This is a genomic window from Longimicrobiales bacterium (assembly GCA_029245345.1).
Lineage (GTDB): Bacteria > Gemmatimonadota > Gemmatimonadetes > Longimicrobiales > Gaopeijiaceae > CALFPJ01.
The window spans coordinates 1-22,503 of the sequence record JAQWPM010000022.1; the positions used below are offsets into that span (position 1 = coordinate 1).

A 22,503-nucleotide genomic window follows, 5' to 3' on the forward strand; every position below is an offset into this window, starting at 1 on the left:
CGCTCGGGTTCGCCAACGGTCCTGTGATTCACAGGTAGACCACCATGCGGTGCCGAGCCCCGGTCGGCAAGCGGGTCAGGCGTTCTGAATCGTCAGCGCGCCACCAACGTCCGGATATCGCGGTTCTCCAGGACCGGCCCCTAATGCTGCGGAGTCCCCTCCAGTCCGACCATGAGCATGGGTTTTGCCAACTCGTGCGAGGCGATCCCAACGTTCGGCACGATGGCTCGCACCAGAGGCCAGATCGGGCGAACCAAGCGGTCCCACACGATCGGCTTGTCTCTCGGAGTCACAGGATAGATGTACCCGGGTCGAAACAGGTGCACCCGCGAGAATCCCATCTTCACCAAGGCCTTTTCCGCCATGCCCTTGTATCGGGCGAGGGTTCGCCCGGCGGAGTGCTTCCCCAAAGGCGACCGTGCAGTCGACGGTGATCTTCCTGAAAACGTCATCGGGGACCGATCCTGTGTACGCCCCGAGGCAGAAGAGAGCGGCGTCCTGCCCCGCGAGCACGTCCTCGAGGCCAGTGAAATCCTCGAAGTCGGCGTGCTCGATCTCGGTCAGCTTCGGAGAAGCGACGCCGGTCGCCCGACGGCCGAGCGTGGTCACCGCACCGATCCGCGGCTCGGCTAGCGCCTGCTCGAGCACCAGCCCACCGACCATGCCGGTCGCACCGGTGATGACCACGTTGACTGCACTCAACTCGCGCACCCCCATCCACTTGTATATGATCGGAACCTGATCCGATCGGAGACTTCGTCCGCGAAGCTAGGAGCATCGAGCTCCCGCACCCAACGACGCCACGCCCGTCCCACTTGGAGGGGAAACATGTTCAAACGCGCACCCACGGCAGCCTTTATGCTGCTCGTCCTCACTGCTTGTGGAGCCAGCACACCGCCCGCCCCACCGCCTCCGCCACCGTTCTCACCGGCCGGCACCTACGACATCATGCTCGAGATGCAGGGGATGTCGATGGGTGGCATTCTCGTGATTTCGGGATCCGCCGAAGCTGGATGGGGTGGAAGCATCGAAGTTGAAATGGGTGGAACAGGGTTGGGCGACGTAGTCGTCAGCGGAAATACGGTCACGTTCAGCCTGGCCGAGATCGGCGGCACGGCAGAACTCGAGTTTGAGGGCGACGAATTCATGGGCATCATGAGCAGCAGCATGGGTGACGCTAGCCTGCAGGGAACGAAGCGGGCCGGCAACTAGCCGGCCACACCCGAAGACTTACGAAGATGATCGCCAAGCGGTCCCGTCGGGTTTAATCCTGTCGGGACCGCTCTCGGTTCTGGCTGAAGAGCCACGGCGCCAGATCGTCGGTGCTGTACGCCGCGTCCCACGAATTGTGGGTGACCCCTTCGAACTCCGTGTAGGTCACGTCCGCGCCAATGGCCTCGAGCGCCGCCGCGATCCCGCGTGACTCCGCGACCGGAACAACCTGGTCGGCGCCCCCGTGAAAGATCCAGGTCGGCAGACCAGCTACGGCCTCGGCGAGTTCGGAGAACGGTTCCTCTGAGTCGACGAAGGGACCAGGGTACCGCGCCGTCCCCGTCACGTAGCCGCACACCGCCACCAACGCCGCGAAGCGCTCCGCGTTGCGTGAACCCACATACCAAGCGCCGGCCCCACCCATCGATAGTCCGGTGAGGTAGACCCGGTCCACATCCGTGCTGTATTCAGACTCCGTCGCATCGAGGGCGACCAGTGCCACGTCCCCGAACGTCCCAACCCAAGTGGCGTCCTCAGCGACCTGCGGCATCACCATGATGGCCGGCCAGCGCATCACGTTGAAACGCACCGCGGCAGGCAGCCCGACCTGGGTCTGAATGAGACCGTCGTCCCCTCGCTCCCCCGCGCCGTGAAGGAACAGGATCACCGGCCAGTCCTGCGATGCGGTGTAATCACGCGGGACGTAGACTTGGTACCGGTGTTGGGCCCCATCAACGGTGACTGTGCGATCGAGGAACCCGGTCGGGACACCTTGAGCCGCGGCGCCTCCTCCTCCGGCGACGATCGCACCAAGCAGCAGCCCAGCCATACGCCTCGCCATTCAGCCTCCGCCTGGGGAGAACTTCTGAACACGACGTCCCGTGGATGCTTCACCCACGTAGATGTTGCCCTGGGAGTCCACACTCATGCCGTGGGGACGAAGGAACTGGCCGACCTGCCGGCCTCCACGTCCGAACTCACCAACAACCTCCAGACTCTCACGCTCCAGCACCCAAATCTTGTGGTTCGTGCCGTCGGCCAAGTACAGCCATTCCTGATCCGCATCGGGCGAGAGCGAGATCACAAAAGCCGAGCCCGACGCAAGCGTCTGAGGCGCGATGATCTTCTCGGTAACGAACGTGCCGTCCTGCTGGAAGACCTGAATGCGATTTCCACGCCGGTCCGCCACATAGATGTGACCATCATTCGATCCGATGAGGCCATGCACGGTGCCGAATTCCGTGGGCGGCATACCCACGTCGTAGTTTGCGTAGTCGTAGCGAGCTTCGTCGTCCGGCGTCTCGCCGTATGCGCCCCAATGGCGAAGATAGGCTCCCGTCTCACCGTCGAAGACGACAACACGCCGGTTGCGATACCCGTCGGCTACAAAGACCTCGTTCGTTCCCGAATCCACCCAGATCCCGGCGGGGCCACCAAGAAGCGTCTCGGAAGCGGATCCCTCGGTCACATCGTACTCACCAATCTGCATCACGAGTTCACCGCTGCGCGTGAACTTCATCAGTCGATGGTGGCTGTACGTGCCGACCCACACGAAGTCGTTGTGATCGACGAAGAGGCCATGTGGATTTCGGGGAAACTCAGACACGTCCTGTGTCGAGGCGTCACCCCACCCTTGCACGAGGTCCCCGTTCGCGTCGAACTCGAGAACGACAGGAGCGGGCACGCAGCATTCTCCAATGGGCGGATCCTGAACGGCGGACGTCTCTTCCGGAGTCAGCACCTCAGGCAGATGCGTGACCCACACATGGTCCTGCGCATCTACAAACACGGCCGTGACGGCTCCCATGATCCAATCGTTCGGCATCTCATGCGGCCAAGACGGATCAACGGTGAACGTCGGTGGGCCGTCCGTGCCTGCCTCACTCCCGCAGGCGCTGACACCAACCGTGAGCGCAACTACAGCCGTCATCAATCCGAATCTACGCATCGCTCGGTACCTCCAATCGGGTGGATCAAGCGAACAACTTGTAGAGGAGCCGCTGCGTACGCGAGTGTGTACCGGCCGGACTGAGCTAGAAATTCGGACCCAAGTATTCCCTAACGGAACTGGTCGTGGGCCTGCGCTTCGTCCGGAGATCCCAGTCCGTGTTTGGTACCGGCGACCGGCGTCGCCTCACGGGTCGTGACCTCAGGCGACATCAGCGGTGGATGATGAAGTCGACGAAGAGTGGTCGGTGGTCCGAGGCGACAGGTTCGTCCAGCACTCTCTGCTGCAGCACAGTGAAACGATCCTTCGGGCGCATGATGACGAAGTCGATCTCTCGTACCGGGTCGAAGGACGAGAAGGTGAAGCGGTCCACACCCTTGTCCACGATGCCCCATTCGTCGGCGAAGAAGTCCATCACGAACGAACCCGGTGTCGAGTTGTAGTCGCCGGCCAGGATCGTGGGAACACCATCGTTCGGGAGCTGCGCAGACAGTTCAAGCGCCTGAGCCAAGCGCTCGTCCTCCGTCCTGTAGAAGTGAATGCTGGCGAAGCGCACCATTTCTCCAGTCGATGGAGAAATGACGTCCACAACGACTGAAGAACGAGGCTCGTCTCCGTCTGGAAGTCGGACGTTTCGTGAGGCAGAAATTGGCCACCGAGACAGTACAGCCATGCCGTACGCGCCCCCTTGATAGGCCATGAATCGCCCGAAAACGGGCGTCATTCCCGTGAGTCGCCCCAATTCAGCGGCTTGATCGACCCCGTCGGTACGGGTCGCGACACTGTCGACCTCTTGGAGCGCCAAAAGGTCCGGATTCACTTCACGAATCAGAGCAGCGATCCGCTCGAGATCGAGCACCTCATCCATGCCGGCCCCGTGATGGATGTTGTATGCCATGACACGGATCGTATCCGCCGCGTCCGTCTCTATGGAAGCGCCGCCACCACCCTCACGAACCATGACCTCCGAGGTCATCTCGTATATCTCGAGGCGCTGAATGCCCAACTCGTCTACTCGCACGGTGAGGAGATGGTCTCGTCCCACCGACAGGAGACGCGCTCTCGGTGCCCGGACCGCCCCGAGAGAAGCACCGGACGGATCGAACAAGAAGTACTCCACGAATTCCCCGACCGGGCCATGCGTCACCCACAGGTCTCCCGAAGGCGCCAGGTGAAGATCCGAATAGGGAGGCCGCTCCGTCGGCATAGGGACCTCAGCCAACAGCCGGCGCATATCGTCCGCGCTGACTTTGGCACCAAGGGACGCGTAGGCAGCGTCACGCCACGTTGCGATCTCGGCCTCATCATCTCCGACCGGTAGGGGCGAGGCACTCCACTCGATCGACGTCTCGGTACCATCCTCGGCGAAACACGTGACACCACTGGCCGACTGATCACCAATGCACACGCGCCCTCCTGTCCCATCGACGGCGAAGGAAGGTTGCCGGGCGAGAGGAGGCGCCATGGCCCAATCGCCCCAAGGCGCGGACACGGTGACTTGTTCGAGGTCACCGAAGAACATCAAAGTGTCCACCGACTGCATATCCGCAGATACGCGAAGGGCACCACTCCCAGGACGGAAGCGTGCTTCGCGCGACCCCTCTTTCATCTCTTTCACCGAGGCCTTCTCGATGAGGCTTACCAGAATGTCCCGATTGGGGAGCAGCATGGCAGACTTCGGGTAGAGCGGCGCTGCCGTGGCCTTGGCAATCTGGGCCAGTGGATAACTGTCTACGCCTGCGAAGGCACCTTCTCCATCAAAGCTGGAGACCCGCCACGCTTCGCGATCCCACACGAAGATCGAATCTTGATCGCCAATGAAGACCTGGCTGGGAGATTGAAACTCACCGGGCCCCTGCCCCGGCCCGCCAATCACTCTCTTGAACGTCCCATCCGGAGCGAAGAGGCGGACGCTGTGTGTACCGAGATCAGCAACAACCAAGTCCCCATCCGACTGCAGGCCCGCCGCCGAGATGTTCACGAACTGGTACTCGGGATCTCCGTCCAGGACCCCCACTGAGCGCAGCGGCTCTGGCGAGACGTGCCAGGGACTTCGCTCCGCGGTACCCATGGCCGAGCTCGTGTCCGCAGGCCGATCTTCGCCACGGCAAGCGACAAGAACCGCGACGACGGCCAGAGCCGTGCACCTCCGGAGCTTCATAGTCCTCAGTCTCATACGGTCCCTGGTGCTCACAATTAGCCATCGAAAAAGAAGGTAGACTCCGATCAAAGTCAGGGTAGACACTTCCGACCCTGTCGGCGACGAGTGCCACCACATCCGGTCCGAACAGGTCCTTCAGTGGTACAGCCATGCTCCCCCATCCTCTTGTACGAGATCAACTGGATCTCATCCAACTCCGGCAAATACGCTTCCCGATCGGTGACCCGCAACTCGCATCCCTGGTCGGTCCAGTCCGAACGAAGGCCGCCCGGAATCCCGCCGTAGTCCTTCGTGTACGGAGGATCCTGGAGTACTTCACGAAGCACCTCGCCCCCGAGCCAGCAGAGTCAGCTTCAAACCGAGTCGACACTTTGAACGAGATGGTGCGGTGGGTATAAGCACCCAAGTCACGGAGGTCCCCACTCCGACTCTCGACGTTCATGCGCGAATGTTCACCGAACATGGATGGCGACGCCCAAGATGAATCGATGGGCTAATGCGAATTCATCGGGATCGATGATCGAGCTATACCACCCACTGATCTGATCTCGTAAGAACACCTCGACGCCCCACGCCTCCGTCAGGGGAAAGCGGGCCAGAATCCCCGGAACCAGGAGCTCCTCGGCGTTCGCGCTACTGCGGAAACCGGGGTCCGTCTCGTTGAGGTCATCCCATAGATAGGCGCCGATCCCGAGCGTCACACCAACGGCACCGCCACCGCCACCCGCACGGGTCATAAGACGTCCACCAATCGAGATCGAGGCGTGATTCCGATGGAGTTCGTCCGAAGCCACCGGAAAGTCGGTCCGAGCAAATCCGAGATCCATGGTGAACGCCGAGCCTCGCTCGGGTCCGCTGGAAACCCCGATGTTGATCCCCGGACCCACCTCAGTCCCATTGAAATCGGTATCAACCCAGAGCGTGGGGCCGACCGACCACTTGGTCTGCGCGGACACTGCCCCGGGTATGGCGGCCAAGGCGGTGATTATCAGCATTCGGCGGAGCTTCGTCACGATCTTCTCGGCGTCAGTTCCAAGTGGGATATCGGCGCGCATGGCGAGGCGAGGATCAGGCCCCGCGAAGGAGAGGCGAGCCCGGTAGACATCAGCTTCGGTTTGACTGACCAGCGCTTCGACGAGTGACGAGAGATCGTCGGCCCCTGCGGAAGCACCATCGGTAGCCGTGATGTCCGAGACGTTCACGATGTCCACACTCGCGATCGACAACTGATCGATGGATGCGAGCAGTGACCCCTGCCCGCACGGTCGGTCGCTTCCAGCGTCGAAGCGCCAGCGTGACTGATCCATCGGCGATCTGGACCAACGTCTTCTGCTTGAGAATCACATTCCCTCCCTCGAGCCGTCCCGGTTATCGAGAAGTCCTTAGGCAACTAGTACTTGATGTCGGTCCGTCCCACCGTCATCCCGATATTCCCGACTCGCTCGCCCATCGTGTAGTGCTCCCCGCTCCCCGCGGTCATGCCGAAGAAGGGTACGTTCGGGACGATAAGGCGACCGTCTGGATCGACGGCACCCTCAAGCGCCGTCGTCGCCACGACTTCCGCGATGAAGAGCTTCCGTACCGGGGGCACAACGAGCTTCGCGATGATACGGCACTCACAGTGGATCGCGGCTTCTTCCACAGTCGGAGCATCAACCACCGTGGCCCGTCCTCGAGTCAGTCCCGCGAGCTCGAACTTGTCCGCCACTCGGCTCGAGTTCATGTCGACGGTGTCGAACGAATCGATCATCGACGCGGTCGGAATGTTCAACACGAACTCGTCGTGCTCATCAAGCAACTTATGCGCCAAGTGCTCCGTCCCGGCGGCCACACCGACTTGGGGAGGCTCCCCATTTACGACGAACGTCCACAGAACCGAGATCTCGTCCGGGTCTCCCGGCATTCCGTTCACCGTGAGCAGAACGGCCGGAACCGGTGGCAACATGGGGCCCGGCTCGGCAAGCGTCCTGCGGGGGCCGGTCAACGGAGGCGCTGAGCAGCCCCAAACCGCAGCCAGCGCAGCCGCAGACGAACCACCTTCCAAAAAGCGACGTCGAGTCCAATCCAAGAGTCAATCTCCTCGGGGAGCGACGAGCGTAGTAGGAGTAGGAGTCGCGCCTGGCCGTCACCGGCCAGGCGCTACCACCTAGTGCAGCGTGTCGAATACTTCCAGAACGAGAGTCTTCGCCGAGTCGATGAAGCCCGGAATCGAGTCCTTCATCCCAGCGAGTACCTTCTGCTGGGCTTTCAGCGCTACGAGCATGTGTTCGCGGAGCTTGTTCCAAGCCTCCTTCCGCTTCTCGATCAGGTCGATGACGTCCTGAGCCTCGTTCGCGGTCGTTACGACCGGCGTCACGATCTTGGTGACGTATCCGTCTGACCCGGCCCGGGCTGTGTGACGGTAGTCGATGTCGAAGGGCAGGTTCCAGTCATGCTTCACCGCGGCTTTGGCCAGCTGCTTCTGGATCTTTTCGAGCTGGGTGATCTCGATCTTCTTGCTCGCATACTCTTCAGCGAGCTCCTTCCCCAGAATCGTGTGCCCCCTCTTACCCAGCCGGTTGAGGTCTTTGACAGCCTCGGTGAGCGGGTCATCGCTACTCGCGACCATGGCGCCCCAGCCTAATACATGGGCTCCCAAGGCGATGGCGCGGCGCAGCTGTTCCTGCTGACGCACACTCAACTGCCCTTCCTGCTTCACTTTGTCGAGTGCCAGACTCGCGACGGCACGGGCAACGGTCGACTGATCAGGAACAGCTTTGGGAGGCGGACCGGTCGGAGCTCTACGCGTAGTGGCCGCTCTTCGGGCCGGGCGCCGCGTAGGCGGTGGAGGTGGAGGCGTGGGAGCGGCCTTCTTCGCAGGGGCAGCCTTCTTCGCCGGCTTTGCAGCCTTCTTCGCCGGGGCAGCCTTCTTCGCCGGCTTCGCGGCCTTCTTCGCCGGGGCAGCCTTTTTGGCCGGCTTTGCAGCCTTCTTAGCCGGGGCAGCCTTCTTCGCCGGCTTCGCGGCCTTCTTCGCCGGCTTCGCGGCCTTCTTCGCCGGCTTCGCGGCCTTCTTCGCCGGGGCAGCCTTTTTGGCTGGCTTGGTGGCTTTCCGAGAGATGGAGCTCCTCCAGGGATTCTGCGTTTCTACGAACTACTTCAGGCCCGGATTGGGCCCAGCATCCCAAAGACTACAAGAGATTCCCGGAAGTTGAAGCCCGACAGGGCATCGGGGAGAACAAGCCACCGAGACAAGTCCCGAAAAGGCCCAGAGTAACAGGTTTTTTCAGGATTTCGATCACGGTGTGCAACCCGCCCCTTCGCAGAACAGCGTCACGAACAGCTCCGAGCGGATTCTCCAGCCGTCGTCGGTCTGGCGCCAATAGGCCGAATACCGCCCTCCGGCCCGTCTTGGCCCATCAGGCACCGTCCAGCTTCCGACCCAGGTGCCGCGTTCGGAGGCCACCGCGGCTGCGCTACCGATTTCAAGAGAGGTGATCGTTCGTACATACAGCACATCATCGAATTGATCGAACTGCCGAGCAAAGGCACTTCCCATCGCTTCGGACCCCGAAATGAACACCCCAGCTCCCGCTGTGACGTGAACTTCATCGTCCAGCGTGGCGACGATGGCGGGCACGTCATGCCGTGCGATCGCTTCGTTTGAAACGGCTCGGAGAGCTCGGATCTGCTCGGCATCCGTACCTGTCTGAGCAGACACCGGAGCGGAGAGCGCGAAGGCTAGGAACAGCGCGAACCACTGCTTCATTGACCCATCCTTTCCTTCCCAACGTGTTCGGAGCGCAGACGCACTGCCGCAGCTACCCCAGCAAGCGCTTAGAGAGTCGGCGGGCTCCGTAAAGTCCCACACCCGTCCCGATCATACTCACGACGAACGCAGTGAAAATCGAAATGTATGCGCCCAAGGCCCACCCGATCGCACTACCGATCGTCATCCCCATGAGATCCAAGAGCCGCTTCATGATGCTTCCGCTATTTGAGCGCCGCGTCCTCGAACAGACGCTCCATATCAGGCGCCCGCGGTGGTTGGAGAATGTCGAGGCCAGCCGCTTCAGGATAGCCCGAACTCCGGATCCGCTCGTCCGCAGCGGTGAGATCGTATTCGGTCCGGCGCAGATCCACTCCGGCGTCCAGCATCAACCAATAGGCCCCAGGCTCCCCGAACGGCATGCCAACGGAGCCAGCATTCACAACCTGAATTGAGCCAACGTTGCGATCGAACTGCATGTGGGTGTGCCCACAGACGATGACATCGGCGCCGGTAGGCTCGAACAGCATGCGAAGGGGCGGCTCCGGCGTGATACGCGTGAAGATCCTATTTTCATTTTCCGGTGTCGCGTGGCAAAACAAGACGCTCCCCATTCCCGGTACTTCGAGAGTGGTGGTAAGCGGCCACGCCGCGAAGTCTGCGATGTACTCCGGAGGCAAACTTTCGGCGACCCATCGCATGACCTCATGGAATTGCGCGGGCACTCGGACCATGGGCTCGCCGCGGTGGAGGGCGACGATGTCACTCTCTCCGTTCCCACGGATGAAGTCGACCGGAACGGAAAGATCTTTCAGAGCGGCGACACACTCGCGCGGCATCGGACCCGGCACGACATCACCCCCAACCACGATTCGGTCGATGCCTTCGGCTTGGATCTCACCCAGGACCGCCTCCAAAGCGGGGAGGTTGCCATGGATGTCGTAGATCGCGGCTACCCGCACCTGTAGCTCTCCCTACCCATCAGCCCGAGCCGCGACGCCGTACCGTTCGCGCAGCGTCTCGACCCATGTGGGAGATTGCGCTCAGGGTCCTGAACCTCTTCAGCAACACTCGCGACGCTCGTCATACCCATATCGCTGACGATCACAAGGCCGGCCGTGCTGATAATCCCCGTGCTGCCGGAGTCATAAAAACCGGCGAAGTCGGCCTGCAGCGCTCCGAGGCCGCAGAACCAGGCGAGGAGAATCAGCACACCGATCAACAGAAAGACCTGGAAGGAGCTGCTCTTCTTGGCTCCGAAGCAGTTCACCATCCCGAAGAACACCGCAAAGCCGGCCGCGATTGGACCGAGTTCCAACCTCCGAGAAGAACAGATGCAGATAGGCCCCCACGCCAACGAGCGCGAAGGCCGATCTGAGCACCAACGAAATCCACGTCCCAAATCCTCCGATCGTCCCAACCAGCGGACCCATGCTGCGATCGAGGAAGTAGTCGATGCCGCCAGCCTTCGGCATCGCCGCCCCCGCCCCCGCAACTGCAAACCCCGGGAGGAGGAAGAATCCCGAACTGAGCGTGGCGCCCGCCGCGAGCGCATAGACGTCCCATAGCCCAAGCTGCTTCTCGAGCGCCGAGTGCTGCGGGTGACTCCGGGAGTCGGAGTTATCCATGGGTTGCATCGACGGCCTCGACCGCCTGTACGACGGCCCCTGTATCCTCAGCAGCGTCCAGTTGCGCGGCGAATGCAGCGTCGCGGGACAGCCGACAAATGCGGGCGAGGAACCTCACGTGCTGACGTTCACGCCCCGGAGGCGAAAGGAGCACGAAGAACAGCCGCACCGGTTCGTATTCTTCCGGCCCAAACTGAATCCCCTGTGGAGCCAGTGCGACACCTAGCACCGTGTCGCTGAGTCCGTCCACAGTAGCATGAGGAATGGCCACGCCGGGCCCCACAATCGTCGCTTGAGACTCCTCCCGTACCATCAGCTGCGTCGCAATGACATCCCGACTCGCGATACCCGCGGCCTCCGCGCTCACGGACAATTCGTCTAGGACTCCAACCATGTCACTGGCCTGGAGCCGCAGGACGACGAAGTCCTTGTTCAGCACATCGATGAGACGCATAGGAGGGGTTCCTGACGGAATGGCGATTCTACCGGGCGCTGCAGGATGCCGAAGCGGGCGACGGGCGGCAAGGACGAGACCGGTCCGTGCGTCGCGTGCGACGGTTAATTTCAGTGCGCGCAGCACCTCAAGTGTGCCAAAGCGCGGCACTTATGCGTCGACTATAGGTAGGCAAAGGACGAAGACATCCGCACGGGAACCCTCAGATGCGACAACGAACAGCGCGGGGCCGAAGTAGGCCCTTGGTTTGGATCATGGCAGGAATCAGTGCACTCGCTATGTGTCCTGTCGTCACGTCTGCCCAAGCCCTTCAGCTCTCGGCTGACGACGCGGCCGCCCTCGAAGACGCATTCAAGCTCCAGCGCGAATTCGAAGAGTACCGTGAGAGCCGGACTCCGGTCGCCCCGCAGCGCAACGACGTTTACTGCGACGAGCAGATCGGGCGAAATTGCATCTGGTTCGGCGGAGACGACGGCGAGCGCTTCCCGACCGAACGGTCCGAGGTTGGCGGCGCACGTGTCGAACTCATTCGTGGCTTGTTCGACACCTTCGAGGAGATCCCACACGCGTGGGTCCTCGGCCAGCTCGTTCACTACCTCACGGAGGCCCGGGAGGTAGGCGAAGCCGAACGCGTCGCGACCGAGTGCGGCATTACAGACGAGTGGTGGTGCCACGCCCTGCTCGGATACGTCCTCCACGTGCGTACGGAGTACGTCGAGGCGGAAGCCGCCTTCCGCGAGGCGCTCGATCTCATGCCGGAAGTCGAATACGAACGGTGGATCACCCCGCGCTACATCGTCACGGACGAGGCGGTGCGCAAATTCCGGCAATCGACTCCGTTAGAGCAGGACCTTCAGTTTGAGCTCTTTTGGACCCTTTCCGATCCGCTCTTTCTTTTTGAAGGAAACGACCGCCTCACGGACCACTTCGCGCGGCTCGTCCGGGCAGAAAATCTTAGGAACGCCCGCGACCCTCAGGGCCAGGAATGGGGCGACGACTCAGCTGCAACACTCATCCGGTACGGCATGAACATCGGCTACAGCCGGACCCAGAATGCGATGGCTACGGTTGGGCCAGGAGGTAACGGGCTGAACGATACACGGCGCATGGTCGGTCATCATCACCCTAAGAGCAGAGGATACCTCTTCCCCGAGCAATTCCTCCAATCTCCGGCAGAGATTCTACCCGAGAGCTGGATCACCGGGCCGCGGGAAGCCAGGACGTGGTATGCCCCGCCCTATGCGCCGGACATTCGAGGGCTCGAGACACAGGTCGGTCGCTTCCGGCGGGGCCAGGAGATGCTCGTCGTCGGAGCATATCGTCCGACCCTCCCCTCAGACGGATCCCCTGGTTCAGTGGTCTCGGCCTGGGGGCCGAGCGATGGTGTGAAGGGGCCCGCGTACGCAGCGCTCTTCCTAATGCCCGAGGACGGGGCGGATCCGGAGCTCGTGCGATCCAGTGAACCCGAGGGCGTGCTCACCCTCCAAGCCTGGCCAGGACGATACGTGAGCAGCCTCGAGGTCGTGGACCTTGAGGGCAAACAAGGCTGGCGGGCCCGCCAAGGTGTGGTTCAGGAGCCGCTGATCCCCGGGCTGGTGGGGGTGTCGGACCTCATGATCCTGAGGGAAAACACGCCGCTTCCAGAGACCCTAGAGGAAGCCATTCCAAACGTTCGTCCCGGAGTACGGCTCACCCCGGGTGAGCGCTTTCCGGTGGTTTGGGAGGTCTACGGACTCCGGATCTTCGAACCGGTGAATGTGACGATCGGGTTCAGCCAAGGCCGTCCCGGATTCCTGACCCGGGTCGGCGAATTCCTGGGTGTCATCGAACCCGACGAACCCGTGGAGATCACCTTCGAAGACACGGGCCCGGACCAGGTTCAGTCAATCTTTCGCTCGATCGAAATCGAACTTCCCGACCTGGAGCCTGGACCGTACACGCTGCATCTCCAGTTGGATCTCTTTGGCCGAAGTCCGGTCATCGTGAATCGCCCGATCATCGTGGAGAACCGATAGGTGTAGGGTCTAGCCTTCGCCTATGGAGCGGAGGTACTCACGATCCCATGCGGCGATCATGCTCTCCAACTCAGAGTAGGGCCCGGGCGTATACGCTCGAGACGAGATGCCTTGTTGGGACAAGCTGCTGACGTGCCAGTCCTGCTTGTTGGTCAGGTTCCAGAATCCCACGGCGCCACTCGGATCGAAATCGAGCGCTGCCATCGCTTCTGGATGGAAGAGCCAGTCGCAGACGATCCTGGTCGAGTCCGGCGCCAACCGTTCGATGCGGTGGATGAGCACGTAGTCCGGATGCAGGCTCAGCAGCATGTTTGGGTAGACCGTGTAATACTGGACGCAGTTGAGCGCCTCACCACTTAGGTCTCCAAGCGGGGGAGCGCATGTCTGACCCGTCATGGTCATGCTGCCACCATCGATGGCCATACGCATGGGGCCACCCAAGTACGGCCCTTCTTCCAAATCGTTCGAGGAATTCCTGAACGGCGTGAGCTGATTCAGGGTCGGGTGCAGACCCGGGCAGTGATAACACTCCGAGTAGTTCTGAAAGACCAATTTCCAATTCGCAGGGATCTCGTAGATGATCGTGTGAGCGATTTGCAACTCGTCCATCGTCCAGGACGCGAACTTGTCGATGAGCGGCGCAAATGCCTGCTCGAACGGTTCGGGCTCATCCGCGAGACTGACGAAGATGCAGCCCTCCCATGTCGCTAATGACACCGACTTGAGCGGGTAGTTCTCCTGGCAAAACGACTCGACCTCGTCCATGAACGGTGCGCCGATCAGCGAGCCATCAAGAGCGTAGGTCCACGCGTGGTACATGCACTGAATGGATTTGGCGAGCGTGCCCTCGGGTTCCGAGAGCAGGCGTGTCCCTCTGTGCCGGCACACGTTGTGATGGGCGCGGACCTCACCCTCATGATCCTTGAGAACGATGATGCTCTCCGACTCGATCTCACGCAGGAAATAGCTCCCAGGCTCACTCAGAGCACTCGTGCGCCCCACATAGATCCAGTGCTTGAAGAAGACCTGCTGGGTCTCGGCCTCGTAAATGTCCTGACTCGTGTAATACTTGCCGTCGAGCGTCTTGGCATTCTGGGCGGTGCGGGTCGACATGGCGTGTACCTAAAGCACGTGATGGAATCGGGGCATGGTCGACAATACTGATGCATCGACGAGCCGGAAAGCGTGATTCGTTGGTGTAGACCCAGATACGCTACAGTGCCGCCTGACGGCCCATGACTGCTAGATGTACAGCATCCCTGATCATGGAAGCTGCAGTCGGAACCGGTTCACGCTCGTACAGTTTGTGGGAATCGGATGGTGTTCGCCGCAATTACCAGCTTGGCTGCCGTATCCCAGCCACCCACGTCGAGGCTTGGACCTGCTTCGGCGACTCCGATGTCTTGGGCCTTCCTAAGCGCGTCGGAATAGGCCCGCCCGTTGAGCATCTCTTCGCGATGTGGGTGACAAGTGTTTCTTGCACCTCTCGGTGGCCTCCCGCACCAACTGAGGCACGTCGATTTGTTCCGGCGCTTCGCGAGCCATGGGTTTCTTCGTTCGGGTTGATCCGGCCGGCAGTTGCAGGCAGCCATCTAAGCCGCGTAGGGTCGTCACCGACCTACCCCGTGTTGGTCGCCACAAAGTCTGGGCACCCCAATGACTACAGGAGCGGCGGAATCGTGAGTGGCTCAGTGACGTTCGACGGCGCCCCGCCGCCCGGCACGATCAACTTGGGCATTGGCCAACGACGACAGCCTCGGCAACTACCTCCGTCTGCCTTTTGCGCATTACAACGAGAATGACATTCGCGAAGGGATCGCGCGCCTGAAAACGCTGTTTGCTCGATAGAGCCTGACTGCTGTCTAGCTCAGCTCTTCTTGAGCACCCACGTCGTCATTGCGCGCATGTTCTGCACGTTCGTGGTCTTGAGGGGATCCAACAGCGTGCCCTCGAGCACGGCGCCAACCTTCAGCAGGTAGTCCTCATCCACGAGGAAGCGGTCTGTCCCGTCGGGTAGCGAATGCCATCTGTCGCGGAGAAGCGTTACCCGACTTTCGATCCCGATGGTTGATGCGAGTCGGGCGAAGAAGACTCCTCCGGGCGCGATCACGCGCCACATCTCGGCGACCATCGACTCGAAGTCAGCAGAGCCTTCCGCGAAGTGCAGCACCGCGCTGCAGATGACCGCGTCGAAGTCTCCATCGGCAAACGGGAGGTCGTCGAGTCGCGCGACGGCGAAGTTGCTGGCCGCCAGCTCGGGGGCGGCCTCCGCGGCGAGGGACTTGATCCGCTCGATCGGCTCTGGGTACGCATCAACGCCATAGACGTCTGCCCCACAGCGCATGAGATACTCTGAGTTGCGACCCGTTCCACAACCCGCGTCTAACACCTTCATCTGCGGGGTAATCCGACCTCGCATCAACTGATCGAACACGTAGATGTCGATCCGGCCGAAGGTGGCGAGCAGCTCTTCTGGGCCGCACGGAATGTTGGAGCCAGTCATGGCCTACTCCCGGTCTGTACCGAACCTGCATCCGACTCGGCACCTGTCGAGGTCGGGTAGCACGGCTCTGCGATCACACCCTCGTCACTCAGCAGCGCAGCGAGACTCTCGTCTCGCAGCACATCCACAAGATCGTGCATAACGCCGTCGATCGACACTTCGCGATGGACCAATCGAATCCCGTGGCTGTAGTCGACCCACCGGTCCGTGTGGCCGGTATAAAGCGGCTGGATCGGTTCAGCGTTGGCCTCATGCCATCCATATATCGCCACCTTCCCGGGGACTTCCGCGAGGGCGCCGGCAATGACGACGTCCTTCTTATGGCCTGCCATGATGCCATTCGGGCGACTTAGTAGCGCGGCGAGTTGACTTCGTACTACCCGATTGTGGGCTTCGAACACGGCGACCGTAGTCATCTCCGAGCTGGGCGGGATCGGGGCGGGTTCAAGCTGTGTGGAAGCCGCCTCCCAGATCGCATCCACCATGAACGGCGTCGGGAGCGAGGCTCCTACAAGGTCCGCGACACGCTGCGCTGTTTGAGGTGAAAGCGGCGCATAGAAGGCATCCTCTTCGGAACCCACGCCTAGGTAGTCCGCCGTCGCCCAAAACGTCACGCGATACTCGCGGCCATCCAGCTGCCGAGTGACCTGTACGGGCATGAGGGTCCGGAACGACTCCGGAATGTTGCCCTTCGCGATCTCCGTGAAGATCCGGTCTTCGCGTGCCTCCAACTCGACGGTCCAGACCATCGCGGCGACCTCGCGGCCGGTCGGCGCGTCAGCCCCGCGTGGGGGAAGCTCCAGCGTCTGTCCGCTCACCGGCATCCCAACGCTCATCGTCATGAGGCAGGTCCATCTCAACCTCTTGGCGAAGCGCCAGGCCCTCACAGAGTCACCTCGTCCGCGTCTAGGAAGCGTGAAGCGAGGTCAGGACTCGGACGCATGCACACCTCGCGCCGCCCAAACCACCTGTACCTGTTCCGCGCCACAAAGCGATACAGCGCATCGCGAATAGGCCGCGGCACCAGAAGCGCCCCTCTCAAGATACTGTACGGGGGCCCCAGATTCGAAGCGATGCGGATTGCCGCTGCCGAACGAACGTGAACACCTTCGTCGTCGATGAAAACAATACTGTCAGGGAGAGATCCCGGACCCGGAGCACCCACTTTTTCCAAGGCAGCTCGGGCCGCGTCGGATTGTAGAGAGGCGTAACGGAGCCGGGCGTCTGGGTCTCGAGCGATCAACCACTGCACGGCCGCGCTGCAGAGCGTACACACGCCGTCGAAGAGCACGAGTGGTCGCCCTGAAGAGGGACCGATGGGATTGTCGATGGGCATAAGTTCCATCCTAGGACCACGACCGAACTTTGCAACATCCCCTCGCCCCTCGTATCTGTGCGACGCATGTTGCCGACCATGCTCTCTCATCCACAAAAGGTGTAGCCGATGTCCTTGGCCATGCGTGTCCTCATCGGCTTGGTGACCGGGCTCGTCATTGGGCTCATTCTGTCCCCGGCTGAAGCGGGCCTAGCAGCTTCCGTAGTGGGTTGGATCGAACCGGTGGGCGGACTCTGGGTGAACGCGATCCGGATGACGGTCATCCCGCTCTTGGTTTCACTGCTCATCTCTGGGATCGCCTCGGCGAACACAGGCGCAGTCGCCAAAATTGGCGGTGGCGCAGTCGCTTGGTTCGTGGGACTCGCAGCGCTTTCCGCGACTCTCGGCGGGCTGCTCGCACCGCCCCTCCTCACCCTGCTCGGTGCCGACGCCGCTCAGGTCTCCGAGCTGGCGGCCGGAGCAGCGACGACGGAGGTCACGCTTCCGCCTTTTCGCGATTGGTTCGTCGGCTTGCTCCCGTCGAATCCCGTAGCGGCGGCGGCTGAAGGAGCGATCCTACCATTGGTCTTGTTCAGTGTGCTCTTCGGCTTGGCCGCGGCGCGCATTGATCCCGGGCCCCGCGCGCGAATTGTTGGTGGTGCCCAAGCGGTCGGCGACACGATGTTCGTCGTTATCGGGTGGATTCTGGCGGCCGCTCCGATCGGGGTCTTCGCGTTGACCTTGAACCTCGCGGCCCGGACGGGCTCCTCCCTCGTGGGTGCGGTCGCTGGCTTCTTGATCACGGCGTCGCTGTTGGCGACCCTCGTGACCGCTTTGCTCTACCCCCTCGTCGGCATGTTCAGCAAGACACCGATTCGTTTGTTCGCGAAGGCCGCAGCTCCCGCCCAAGCCGTCGGGTTCAGTACCCGCTCGTCGCTCGCGACGCTGCCCGTCCTCATGGAGGAAGCCGAGAAAACGCTCGGGATTCGGCCCGAAGTAGCCGGACTCGCACTCCCCGCCGCAGTGTCGCTCTTCAAGTATGCGTCGCCAGTAGTGCGGGTCACCGGCACGTTCTTCATCGCCAATTTGTTTGGCGTCGAGTTGGGGCTGGTCGAAGGCGCAGCTCTGGTCGCAGGAATCGGGGCGCTCTCGTTCTACTCTCCCGGCATTCCGAGTGGCGGGCTGTTTGTCATGGCCCCGCTCTATCAGGCGTTCGGACTTCCCCTTGAAGGCATCGGAGTCCTGATCGCCTTGGACATCATTCCCGACATGTTCATCACCGGCGCAAATGTCACCGCAAATCTTGCGGTCACGGCCATGGTGGACTGAACGACCTCGAGTACCACCGTCCCGTGAACACCCTTCCTCGTGTCAGCCGCGGTACTGGCCTGCTCGTGCTGTCGCTCGTCGTCATCGCATGTGACGAAGGGCCCGCACCGGCGGGGGCCGTGGCCGCCTATGTTGGCGCAGCGGCGTGCGCCGAGTGCCATGTGGCAGAGACCCAGGCCTGGCGGGGCTCCCATCACGACCTCGCCATGCAGGAAGCCACTCCGGACGCGGTCCTCGGTGACTTCTCCGGTGCGACCTTCGCGCACCGAGGAGTGACATCGACGTTCTCGCAGAGTGGAGAGCAGTTCTTCGTGCGCACGGAAGGCCCGGGCGGTGCGCTTACGGACTACGAGGTCGTCTACACCTTCGGAGTCACCCCTCTCCAGCAGTACCTCATCAGTTTCCCCGGGGGGCGCCTGCAAGTCTTGGGTATCGCGTGGGATTCGAGACCTACAGCAGAGGGCGGTCAGCGATGGTTTCACCTCTATCCGGATGCGGACACCGGTCCCGAAAGCGCACTGCATTGGACGCGTCCAGCCCAAAATTGGAACACGGTGTGCTCTGAGTGCCATTCGACGAACCTTCAGAAAGGGTACGACGCAGAGACCCTGACGTTCACGACGACATGGTCCGAGGTCGACGTCTCGTGTGAATCCTGTCATGGACCCGGGTCGATTCACGTGGACGTCGCCGGTGCCGTGGGCGCTCTGGCCGCGTCGCGCCCTGCCCCGGAACCCGAGTCCGGTTGGGGCTTCTCCCGTAGCATGGTCCAGCCGGCCCGCGCTTGGAGTCCCGCAGCCGGTGCAGCGACTGCATCGCTCACCACGACCGAACCCTCGACCCTTGTCGAAGACTGCGCTCGTTGTCACGCAAGGCGAGCAACGATCTCTGACGCGTCGGGCGCATCACTCCACGACACCTATCGGGTGAGCCTACTTCGGGAAGACCTCTACTACCCTGACGGACAGATCCGTGAAGAGGTCTACGTCTACGGCTCGTTCATCCAAAGCAAGATGTACGCGGCCGGAGTCACGTGTGCGGACTGCCACGAACCCCACTCGCTCGGACTCCGCGCCACCGGCAACACACTCTGTGGCCAGTGCCACAGCGCAGCGACCTTCGACACGAATGCGCACCATTTCCACGAGGAAGGCTCCACCGGTGCACAATGCGTCGAATGCCACATGCCCGAAACGACCTATATGGTGGTCGACCCCCGCCGAGATCACGGCATTCGAGTCCCGCGGCCCGACCTGACTGAAGCGACGGGCGCTCCGAACGCGTGCAGCCGCTGTCACCAGGACCAAACGGTCGCGTGGGCGAGCGAGGCATTCGAATCCTGGTACGGGCCGGCATCCACCCGGGGCACGCACCACAGCGAAGTGATCGCCGCTGCCCGGGCCGGGAATCCAAACGCACTCGACCCGCTCACATTACTCGCGGCGGACCGCTCAGCCGCTCCGATCGTTCGTGCCACAGCGGCCTCACTACTCGCCGGATATCCGTCGAACGAAGCGGTACAGGCCATTCGCACCGGACTCAATGATCCAAATCCATTGGTTCGTACGGGAGCTGCCGAGGCACTCGCTGGCTTCCCGGAAAGTGTCGTGTCTGCTCTCCTCTTCCCCCTCCTATCCGATCCCGTCCGCGCGGTGCGCCTGCAAGCCACTCGGGCGCTGGCGTCGTCACTCGCGAATCCGGCTAACGAGGCACAGGCTGCTGCGCTCTCGACCGCGCTTGACGAATACGAGCAGTCGAATCTGGTAAACGCAGATCACTCCGGTGCATGGGTCGCTTTGGGAGATCTATATGGAGCTCGCGGAAGTGTCGACGAAGCACGAAGAGCATACGAACAGGCCATCGCGACGGATCCAACGGATCGTGTCGCACACCTGAACCTGGCAGACATGCATCGTGCGACGGGGAGAGACGATCTCGCGGAACAAGTCCTGCTCGCGGCTCTGGACGCACAGCCAGACGCGGCTGAGGTGCAGCACGCGCTCGGACTCCTTCGGGTGCGAGAGGGAACACCAGAATCGGCGCTGCCACTCCTGCGCAGCGCGGCGATGACGCAGCCAGAAAACGCACGGTTCCAGTATGTCCTGGGCGTTGCGTTGGCATCGAATGGAGATGTGGACCAAGGAATCGAGGTCTTGGTCACGGCGTTGTCAGTAAGCCCCTTCGATCGGGATGTACTCACCGCACTCGCGACATACAGCAGAGACTCGGGCGACACCGACGGTGCCATCATCTATGCCGAACGACTCGTGGAGGTCACGCTGGGAGATCCAGGCACGATCGAGTTGTTGCGTCAGCTCCGCGCCGGGAGTCGCTGACCGCGAACGGTTCAGGCGCCTAGGTCGAGCACCACATCGAAGTGTTCGGCCCGACGGTCGTAGGTCGCGAGGAGTTCTTGGGCCTCTTCAGGTACCACCGCCACCCCGATGTCGGCGCCCGCGAAAGCCGCCACCGATTCAAGGTCGACCCAATACGTCTGCACGATGAACGAGTCTGAATCACCGGCGGTCCCACGCAGCACTCGAGCACCCAAGTTCCCAGGTACCTCTCTGATTTCTGGGAGGATCGATCCTTCTAGGAACGCCAGGTAGGCTTGCGCCGCACCGGGCTTGGTAGCGCCACTCCACGACCGGACAATCACATTCCGCCTCCTGCTCCGCTGAAAAAACACCAACTTTTGGGACGCAGGCTCTTCTTGCCCTGCAGAACATCCTGCATGTACTCACGAGTGTGGACCCGCACGTGGCCGAAGTCGAACACCTCGATCGAATGAAGCTCCCACGGCTCGTATCGTTCGATGTCGGAGGTGCCTAAATAGGCCGGCTGGTCGTCGATGTACCCACTCACAAGCGACTTTCGGCTCGACTACCAAAGCACAGGCGACCATCCTCGTCGTAGCACCCTCGGGTGAGTGGGATGACTCTCTTCAGCATCTCGACACAACCCTCACAGGCCGTGCAGACAAGAATCGGCGCTTCTCGCACTGCCCCGCGACTCCCACGTTCAAGCCTTCCAGTTCGACCGGTTTCGGGTACAGCGCGATCGTGAGGAGCGTGCCCGGCTCCGGTCCCCGAGTCAGGCGCCTCAGCACGCGGGATCCGGCCGAAAGAAACCCCAGGTCGTCAGCTCAGCATCCACTCGGGCACTGCCCACGCGGTCGTACCCGAAGTGTTCGTAAAAGGAAATGTTGGCTTCCAGTTCAGTCGTCAACGTGACCCCCGTCGACCACGGTGCCTCCTCCGATAGGTCATGGACGGCCCGCATCATTGCGCCGCCCAAGCCCGATCTTTTTGCCTCACTCCGCACGCCGATCATGTCCAAGTGGATGTGCGGCGCCTCCACCTCAAACGGTGCGTTCGCAGCTCCGAAGGACTCGTAGCGGGACCGTGCTGCAGGGCCGAGAGAGTCCCAAGTCCGTTCACGCAATTCGCCGAGTTCGGGAGGGCTCTCACGTTGGCCGGGATACGACACCGTCGCCGCAGCGAGCAGAGCCGTGGGCCCGGGCACACCAATCATCACCTCGTCCCGTAGCACTCGTGCCATCACGTAGACGGTCATCAGCTCGTGGAGGCGGGCGGTGTAGTCCGACGGTGACCCGAGGACCCAACGCATGACGGGATAGTCGTAGAACGCCTCACAGAGCACGTCGACAACCTCTGGTGCCGCATCCATATCGAGAACCACAGGAGTCATTACGACTCCGCCTCGAGGTGGAGCTTCAATCCGTCGTGCGTCCCCTCAAAACCCAGACTCAAGTAGAAGCGGAGGGCCTCGGGGCGGCGGCGGTCCGTTGTGAGCTGGACGAGGTGACAGCCCTTCCGTCGCGCCTGGGAGATCGCGTGTTCGAACAACGATTTCCCTACACCGCCGGACCGCGATTCCTCAGCAACCCGCACCCCTTCAATCTGCGCCCGCCAGCCACCCTCATAGGTGAGATGCGGAATGAAGGACAGTTGCAAAACACCTACCACAGCTCCGCCGAGGCTAGCTACGATTAGTTCGTGATTCGGATCGCCGGAGATCGCACGAAACGCATCGTAGTACGACGGCACCAACACATCTGAGCCGCCCTCACGCAGCGCGCCGAGTGGGTCGTTCGCGAGGAGGGACACGATGACCGGCAGATCGGCCTCGGTCGCTTCACGAAATATCGGCTCCATGGCACTCACTCGATC

General features: G+C 61.9%; 25 protein-coding genes. 5 read left to right on the top strand and 20 right to left on the bottom strand.

Translation table 11 applies throughout. The features are described 5' to 3' along the window. Window positions 1–75: 75 nt before the first annotated feature. Entirely contained in the window at window positions 76–711 is a 636-nt protein-coding gene (locus tag P8L30_14175; protein ID MDG2241347.1) for an NAD(P)H-binding protein, read from the bottom strand. A 117-nt stretch (window positions 712–828) separates the two neighbouring features. Here P8L30_14175 and P8L30_14180 point away from each other — a divergent pair, with 117 nt between their 5' ends. After that, a complete protein-coding gene (locus P8L30_14180; GenBank protein MDG2241348.1) occupies window positions 829–1,212 on the top strand; it encodes a hypothetical protein in 384 nt (127 codons plus the stop codon). Between the two features lie 52 nt (window positions 1,213–1,264). Here the strand turns inward: P8L30_14180 and P8L30_14185 are convergent, their stop codons facing one another. The 6 genes from P8L30_14185 to P8L30_14210 all read right to left on the bottom strand — a co-directional run bounded on the left by P8L30_14185 (window position 1,265) and on the right by P8L30_14210 (window position 7,995). Then, on the bottom strand, window positions 1,265–2,053 hold the full coding sequence (locus P8L30_14185; GenBank protein ID MDG2241349.1) for a PHB depolymerase family esterase: 789 nt from the start codon (window positions 2,051–2,053) through the stop codon (window positions 1,265–1,267). Beyond that, complete coding sequence (locus tag P8L30_14190; GenBank protein ID MDG2241350.1) at window positions 2,054–3,160, bottom strand: hypothetical protein; 1,107 nt, start codon at window positions 3,158–3,160, stop codon at window positions 2,054–2,056. Window positions 3,161–3,371: 211 nt separating this feature from the next. Continuing rightward, window positions 3,372–5,321 (bottom strand): endonuclease/exonuclease/phosphatase family protein, encoded by a 1,950-nt coding sequence (locus P8L30_14195; GenBank protein ID MDG2241351.1) that lies wholly within the window; start codon window positions 5,319–5,321, stop codon window positions 3,372–3,374. 452 nt (window positions 5,322–5,773) lie between these two features. Next, window positions 5,774–6,628: a hypothetical protein gene (locus tag P8L30_14200; GenBank protein ID MDG2241352.1), complete on the bottom strand. Its 855-nt coding sequence runs from the start codon at window positions 6,626–6,628 to the stop codon at window positions 5,774–5,776. 83 nt (window positions 6,629–6,711) lie between these two features. Continuing rightward, the gene (locus P8L30_14205) at window positions 6,712–7,389 is read right to left on the bottom strand and encodes a flavin reductase family protein (protein ID MDG2241353.1); all 678 of its coding nucleotides are present in this window, start codon (window positions 7,387–7,389) and stop codon (window positions 6,712–6,714) included. A 78-nt stretch (window positions 7,390–7,467) separates the two neighbouring features. Then, complete coding sequence (locus P8L30_14210) at window positions 7,468–7,995, bottom strand: hypothetical protein (GenBank protein MDG2241354.1); 528 nt, start codon at window positions 7,993–7,995, stop codon at window positions 7,468–7,470. 115 nt (window positions 7,996–8,110) lie between these two features. On the opposite strand from P8L30_14210, the gene P8L30_14215 reads away from it, so the two are divergent. Next, window positions 8,111–8,512 (top strand): hypothetical protein, encoded by a 402-nt coding sequence (locus P8L30_14215; GenBank protein ID MDG2241355.1) that lies wholly within the window; start codon window positions 8,111–8,113, stop codon window positions 8,510–8,512. 83 nt (window positions 8,513–8,595) lie between these two features. Here the strand turns inward: P8L30_14215 and P8L30_14220 are convergent, their stop codons facing one another. The 5 genes from P8L30_14220 to P8L30_14240 all read right to left on the bottom strand — a co-directional run bounded on the left by P8L30_14220 (window position 8,596) and on the right by P8L30_14240 (window position 11,148). Next, window positions 8,596–9,066, bottom strand: a complete 471-nt coding sequence (locus P8L30_14220; GenBank protein ID MDG2241356.1) for a nuclear transport factor 2 family protein — start codon at window positions 9,064–9,066, stop codon at window positions 8,596–8,598. Between the two features lie 52 nt (window positions 9,067–9,118). After that, window positions 9,119–9,280 (bottom strand): hypothetical protein, encoded by a 162-nt coding sequence (locus tag P8L30_14225; protein ID MDG2241357.1) that lies wholly within the window; start codon window positions 9,278–9,280, stop codon window positions 9,119–9,121. 10 nt (window positions 9,281–9,290) lie between these two features. Continuing rightward, window positions 9,291–10,028, bottom strand: a complete 738-nt coding sequence (locus P8L30_14230) for a metallophosphoesterase family protein (protein ID MDG2241358.1) — start codon at window positions 10,026–10,028, stop codon at window positions 9,291–9,293. Beyond that, complete coding sequence (locus tag P8L30_14235) at window positions 10,019–10,384, bottom strand: hypothetical protein (protein ID MDG2241359.1); 366 nt, start codon at window positions 10,382–10,384, stop codon at window positions 10,019–10,021. The genes P8L30_14230 and P8L30_14235 overlap by 10 nt, the downstream gene beginning before the upstream one ends. A 302-nt stretch (window positions 10,385–10,686) precedes the next feature. Beyond that, window positions 10,687–11,148: a PTS sugar transporter subunit IIA gene (locus P8L30_14240; protein ID MDG2241360.1), complete on the bottom strand. Its 462-nt coding sequence runs from the start codon at window positions 11,146–11,148 to the stop codon at window positions 10,687–10,689. Window positions 11,149–11,354: 206 nt separating this feature from the next. On the opposite strand from P8L30_14240, the gene P8L30_14245 reads away from it, so the two are divergent. Continuing rightward, on the top strand, window positions 11,355–13,163 hold the full coding sequence (locus P8L30_14245; GenBank protein MDG2241361.1) for a hypothetical protein: 1,809 nt from the start codon (window positions 11,355–11,357) through the stop codon (window positions 13,161–13,163). Between the two features lie 9 nt (window positions 13,164–13,172). Here the strand turns inward: P8L30_14245 and P8L30_14250 are convergent, their stop codons facing one another. The 4 genes from P8L30_14250 to P8L30_14265 all read right to left on the bottom strand — a co-directional run bounded on the left by P8L30_14250 (window position 13,173) and on the right by P8L30_14265 (window position 17,002). Further along, a complete protein-coding gene (locus tag P8L30_14250; protein ID MDG2241362.1) occupies window positions 13,173–14,276 on the bottom strand; it encodes an aromatic ring-hydroxylating dioxygenase subunit alpha in 1,104 nt (367 codons plus the stop codon). A 754-nt stretch (window positions 14,277–15,030) separates the two neighbouring features. Beyond that, window positions 15,031–15,666 carry a class I SAM-dependent methyltransferase gene (locus tag P8L30_14255; protein ID MDG2241363.1) on the bottom strand — a complete coding sequence of 212 codons (636 nt, stop codon included), beginning with the start codon at window positions 15,664–15,666 and terminating at the stop codon, window positions 15,031–15,033. Next, window positions 15,663–16,508: a hypothetical protein gene (locus P8L30_14260; protein ID MDG2241364.1), complete on the bottom strand. Its 846-nt coding sequence runs from the start codon at window positions 16,506–16,508 to the stop codon at window positions 15,663–15,665. The genes P8L30_14255 and P8L30_14260 overlap by 4 nt, the downstream gene beginning before the upstream one ends. 41 nt (window positions 16,509–16,549) lie before the next feature. After that, entirely contained in the window at window positions 16,550–17,002 is a 453-nt protein-coding gene (locus P8L30_14265) for a DCC1-like thiol-disulfide oxidoreductase family protein (protein ID MDG2241365.1), read from the bottom strand. 108 nt (window positions 17,003–17,110) lie between these two features. Here P8L30_14265 and P8L30_14270 point away from each other — a divergent pair, with 108 nt between their 5' ends. After that, window positions 17,111–18,310, top strand: a complete 1,200-nt coding sequence (locus tag P8L30_14270; protein MDG2241366.1) for a dicarboxylate/amino acid:cation symporter — start codon at window positions 17,111–17,113, stop codon at window positions 18,308–18,310. A gap of 23 nt (window positions 18,311–18,333) precedes the next feature. Further along, window positions 18,334–20,646, top strand: coding sequence for a HEAT repeat domain-containing protein (locus tag P8L30_14275; GenBank protein ID MDG2241367.1), 2,313 nt, complete (start codon window positions 18,334–18,336; stop codon window positions 20,644–20,646). Between the two features lie 11 nt (window positions 20,647–20,657). On the opposite strand, the gene P8L30_14280 is transcribed toward P8L30_14275, so the two are convergent. The 4 genes from P8L30_14280 to P8L30_14295 all read right to left on the bottom strand — a co-directional run bounded on the left by P8L30_14280 (window position 20,658) and on the right by P8L30_14295 (window position 22,488). After that, complete coding sequence (locus tag P8L30_14280) at window positions 20,658–20,969, bottom strand: antibiotic biosynthesis monooxygenase (protein MDG2241368.1); 312 nt, start codon at window positions 20,967–20,969, stop codon at window positions 20,658–20,660. Beyond that, window positions 20,966–21,175 carry a hypothetical protein gene (locus tag P8L30_14285; protein ID MDG2241369.1) on the bottom strand — a complete coding sequence of 70 codons (210 nt, stop codon included), beginning with the start codon at window positions 21,173–21,175 and terminating at the stop codon, window positions 20,966–20,968. Before P8L30_14285 ends, P8L30_14280 begins: the two co-directional genes overlap by 4 nt. 237 nt (window positions 21,176–21,412) lie before the next feature. Next, window positions 21,413–22,021: a GNAT family N-acetyltransferase gene (locus P8L30_14290; GenBank protein MDG2241370.1), complete on the bottom strand. Its 609-nt coding sequence runs from the start codon at window positions 22,019–22,021 to the stop codon at window positions 21,413–21,415. After that, a complete protein-coding gene (locus tag P8L30_14295) occupies window positions 22,021–22,488 on the bottom strand; it encodes a GNAT family N-acetyltransferase (GenBank protein MDG2241371.1) in 468 nt (155 codons plus the stop codon). The genes P8L30_14290 and P8L30_14295 overlap by 1 nt, the downstream gene beginning before the upstream one ends. Between the last annotated feature and the right edge of the window lie 15 nt (window positions 22,489–22,503).

What these genes read in the sequence shown, in the direction of transcription:
- P8L30_14185 (MDG2241349.1), bottom strand. Translation starts at nt 2,053, where the DNA reads ATGGCGAGGCGTATGGCTGGGCTGCTGCTTGGTGCGATCGTCGCCGGA.
- P8L30_14220 (MDG2241356.1), bottom strand. Translation starts at nt 9,066, where the DNA reads ATGAAGCAGTGGTTCGCGCTGTTCCTAGCCTTCGCGCTCTCCGCTCCG.
- P8L30_14295 (MDG2241371.1), bottom strand. Translation starts at nt 22,488, where the DNA reads ATGGAGCCGATATTTCGTGAAGCGACCGAGGCCGATCTGCCGGTCATC.
- P8L30_14180 (MDG2241348.1), top strand. Translation starts at nt 829, where the DNA reads ATGTTCAAACGCGCACCCACGGCAGCCTTTATGCTGCTCGTCCTCACT.
- P8L30_14290 (MDG2241370.1), bottom strand. Translation starts at nt 22,021, where the DNA reads ATGACTCCTGTGGTTCTCGATATGGATGCGGCACCAGAGGTTGTCGAC.
- P8L30_14265 (MDG2241365.1), bottom strand. Translation starts at nt 17,002, where the DNA reads ATGCCCATCGACAATCCCATCGGTCCCTCTTCAGGGCGACCACTCGTG.
- P8L30_14200 (MDG2241352.1), bottom strand. Translation starts at nt 6,628, where the DNA reads ATGGATCAGTCACGCTGGCGCTTCGACGCTGGAAGCGACCGACCGTGC.
- P8L30_14255 (MDG2241363.1), bottom strand. Translation starts at nt 15,666, where the DNA reads ATGACTGGCTCCAACATTCCGTGCGGCCCAGAAGAGCTGCTCGCCACC.
- P8L30_14270 (MDG2241366.1), top strand. Translation starts at nt 17,111, where the DNA reads ATGTCCTTGGCCATGCGTGTCCTCATCGGCTTGGTGACCGGGCTCGTC.
- P8L30_14195 (MDG2241351.1), bottom strand. Translation starts at nt 5,321, where the DNA reads ATGAAGCTCCGGAGGTGCACGGCTCTGGCCGTCGTCGCGGTTCTTGTC.
- P8L30_14250 (MDG2241362.1), bottom strand. Translation starts at nt 14,276, where the DNA reads ATGTCGACCCGCACCGCCCAGAATGCCAAGACGCTCGACGGCAAGTAT.
- P8L30_14190 (MDG2241350.1), bottom strand. Translation starts at nt 3,160, where the DNA reads ATGCGTAGATTCGGATTGATGACGGCTGTAGTTGCGCTCACGGTTGGT.
- P8L30_14225 (MDG2241357.1), bottom strand. Translation starts at nt 9,280, where the DNA reads ATGAAGCGGCTCTTGGATCTCATGGGGATGACGATCGGTAGTGCGATC.
- P8L30_14245 (MDG2241361.1), top strand. Translation starts at nt 11,355, where the DNA reads ATGCGACAACGAACAGCGCGGGGCCGAAGTAGGCCCTTGGTTTGGATC.
- P8L30_14260 (MDG2241364.1), bottom strand. Translation starts at nt 16,508, where the DNA reads ATGACGATGAGCGTTGGGATGCCGGTGAGCGGACAGACGCTGGAGCTT.
- P8L30_14240 (MDG2241360.1), bottom strand. Translation starts at nt 11,148, where the DNA reads ATGCGTCTCATCGATGTGCTGAACAAGGACTTCGTCGTCCTGCGGCTC.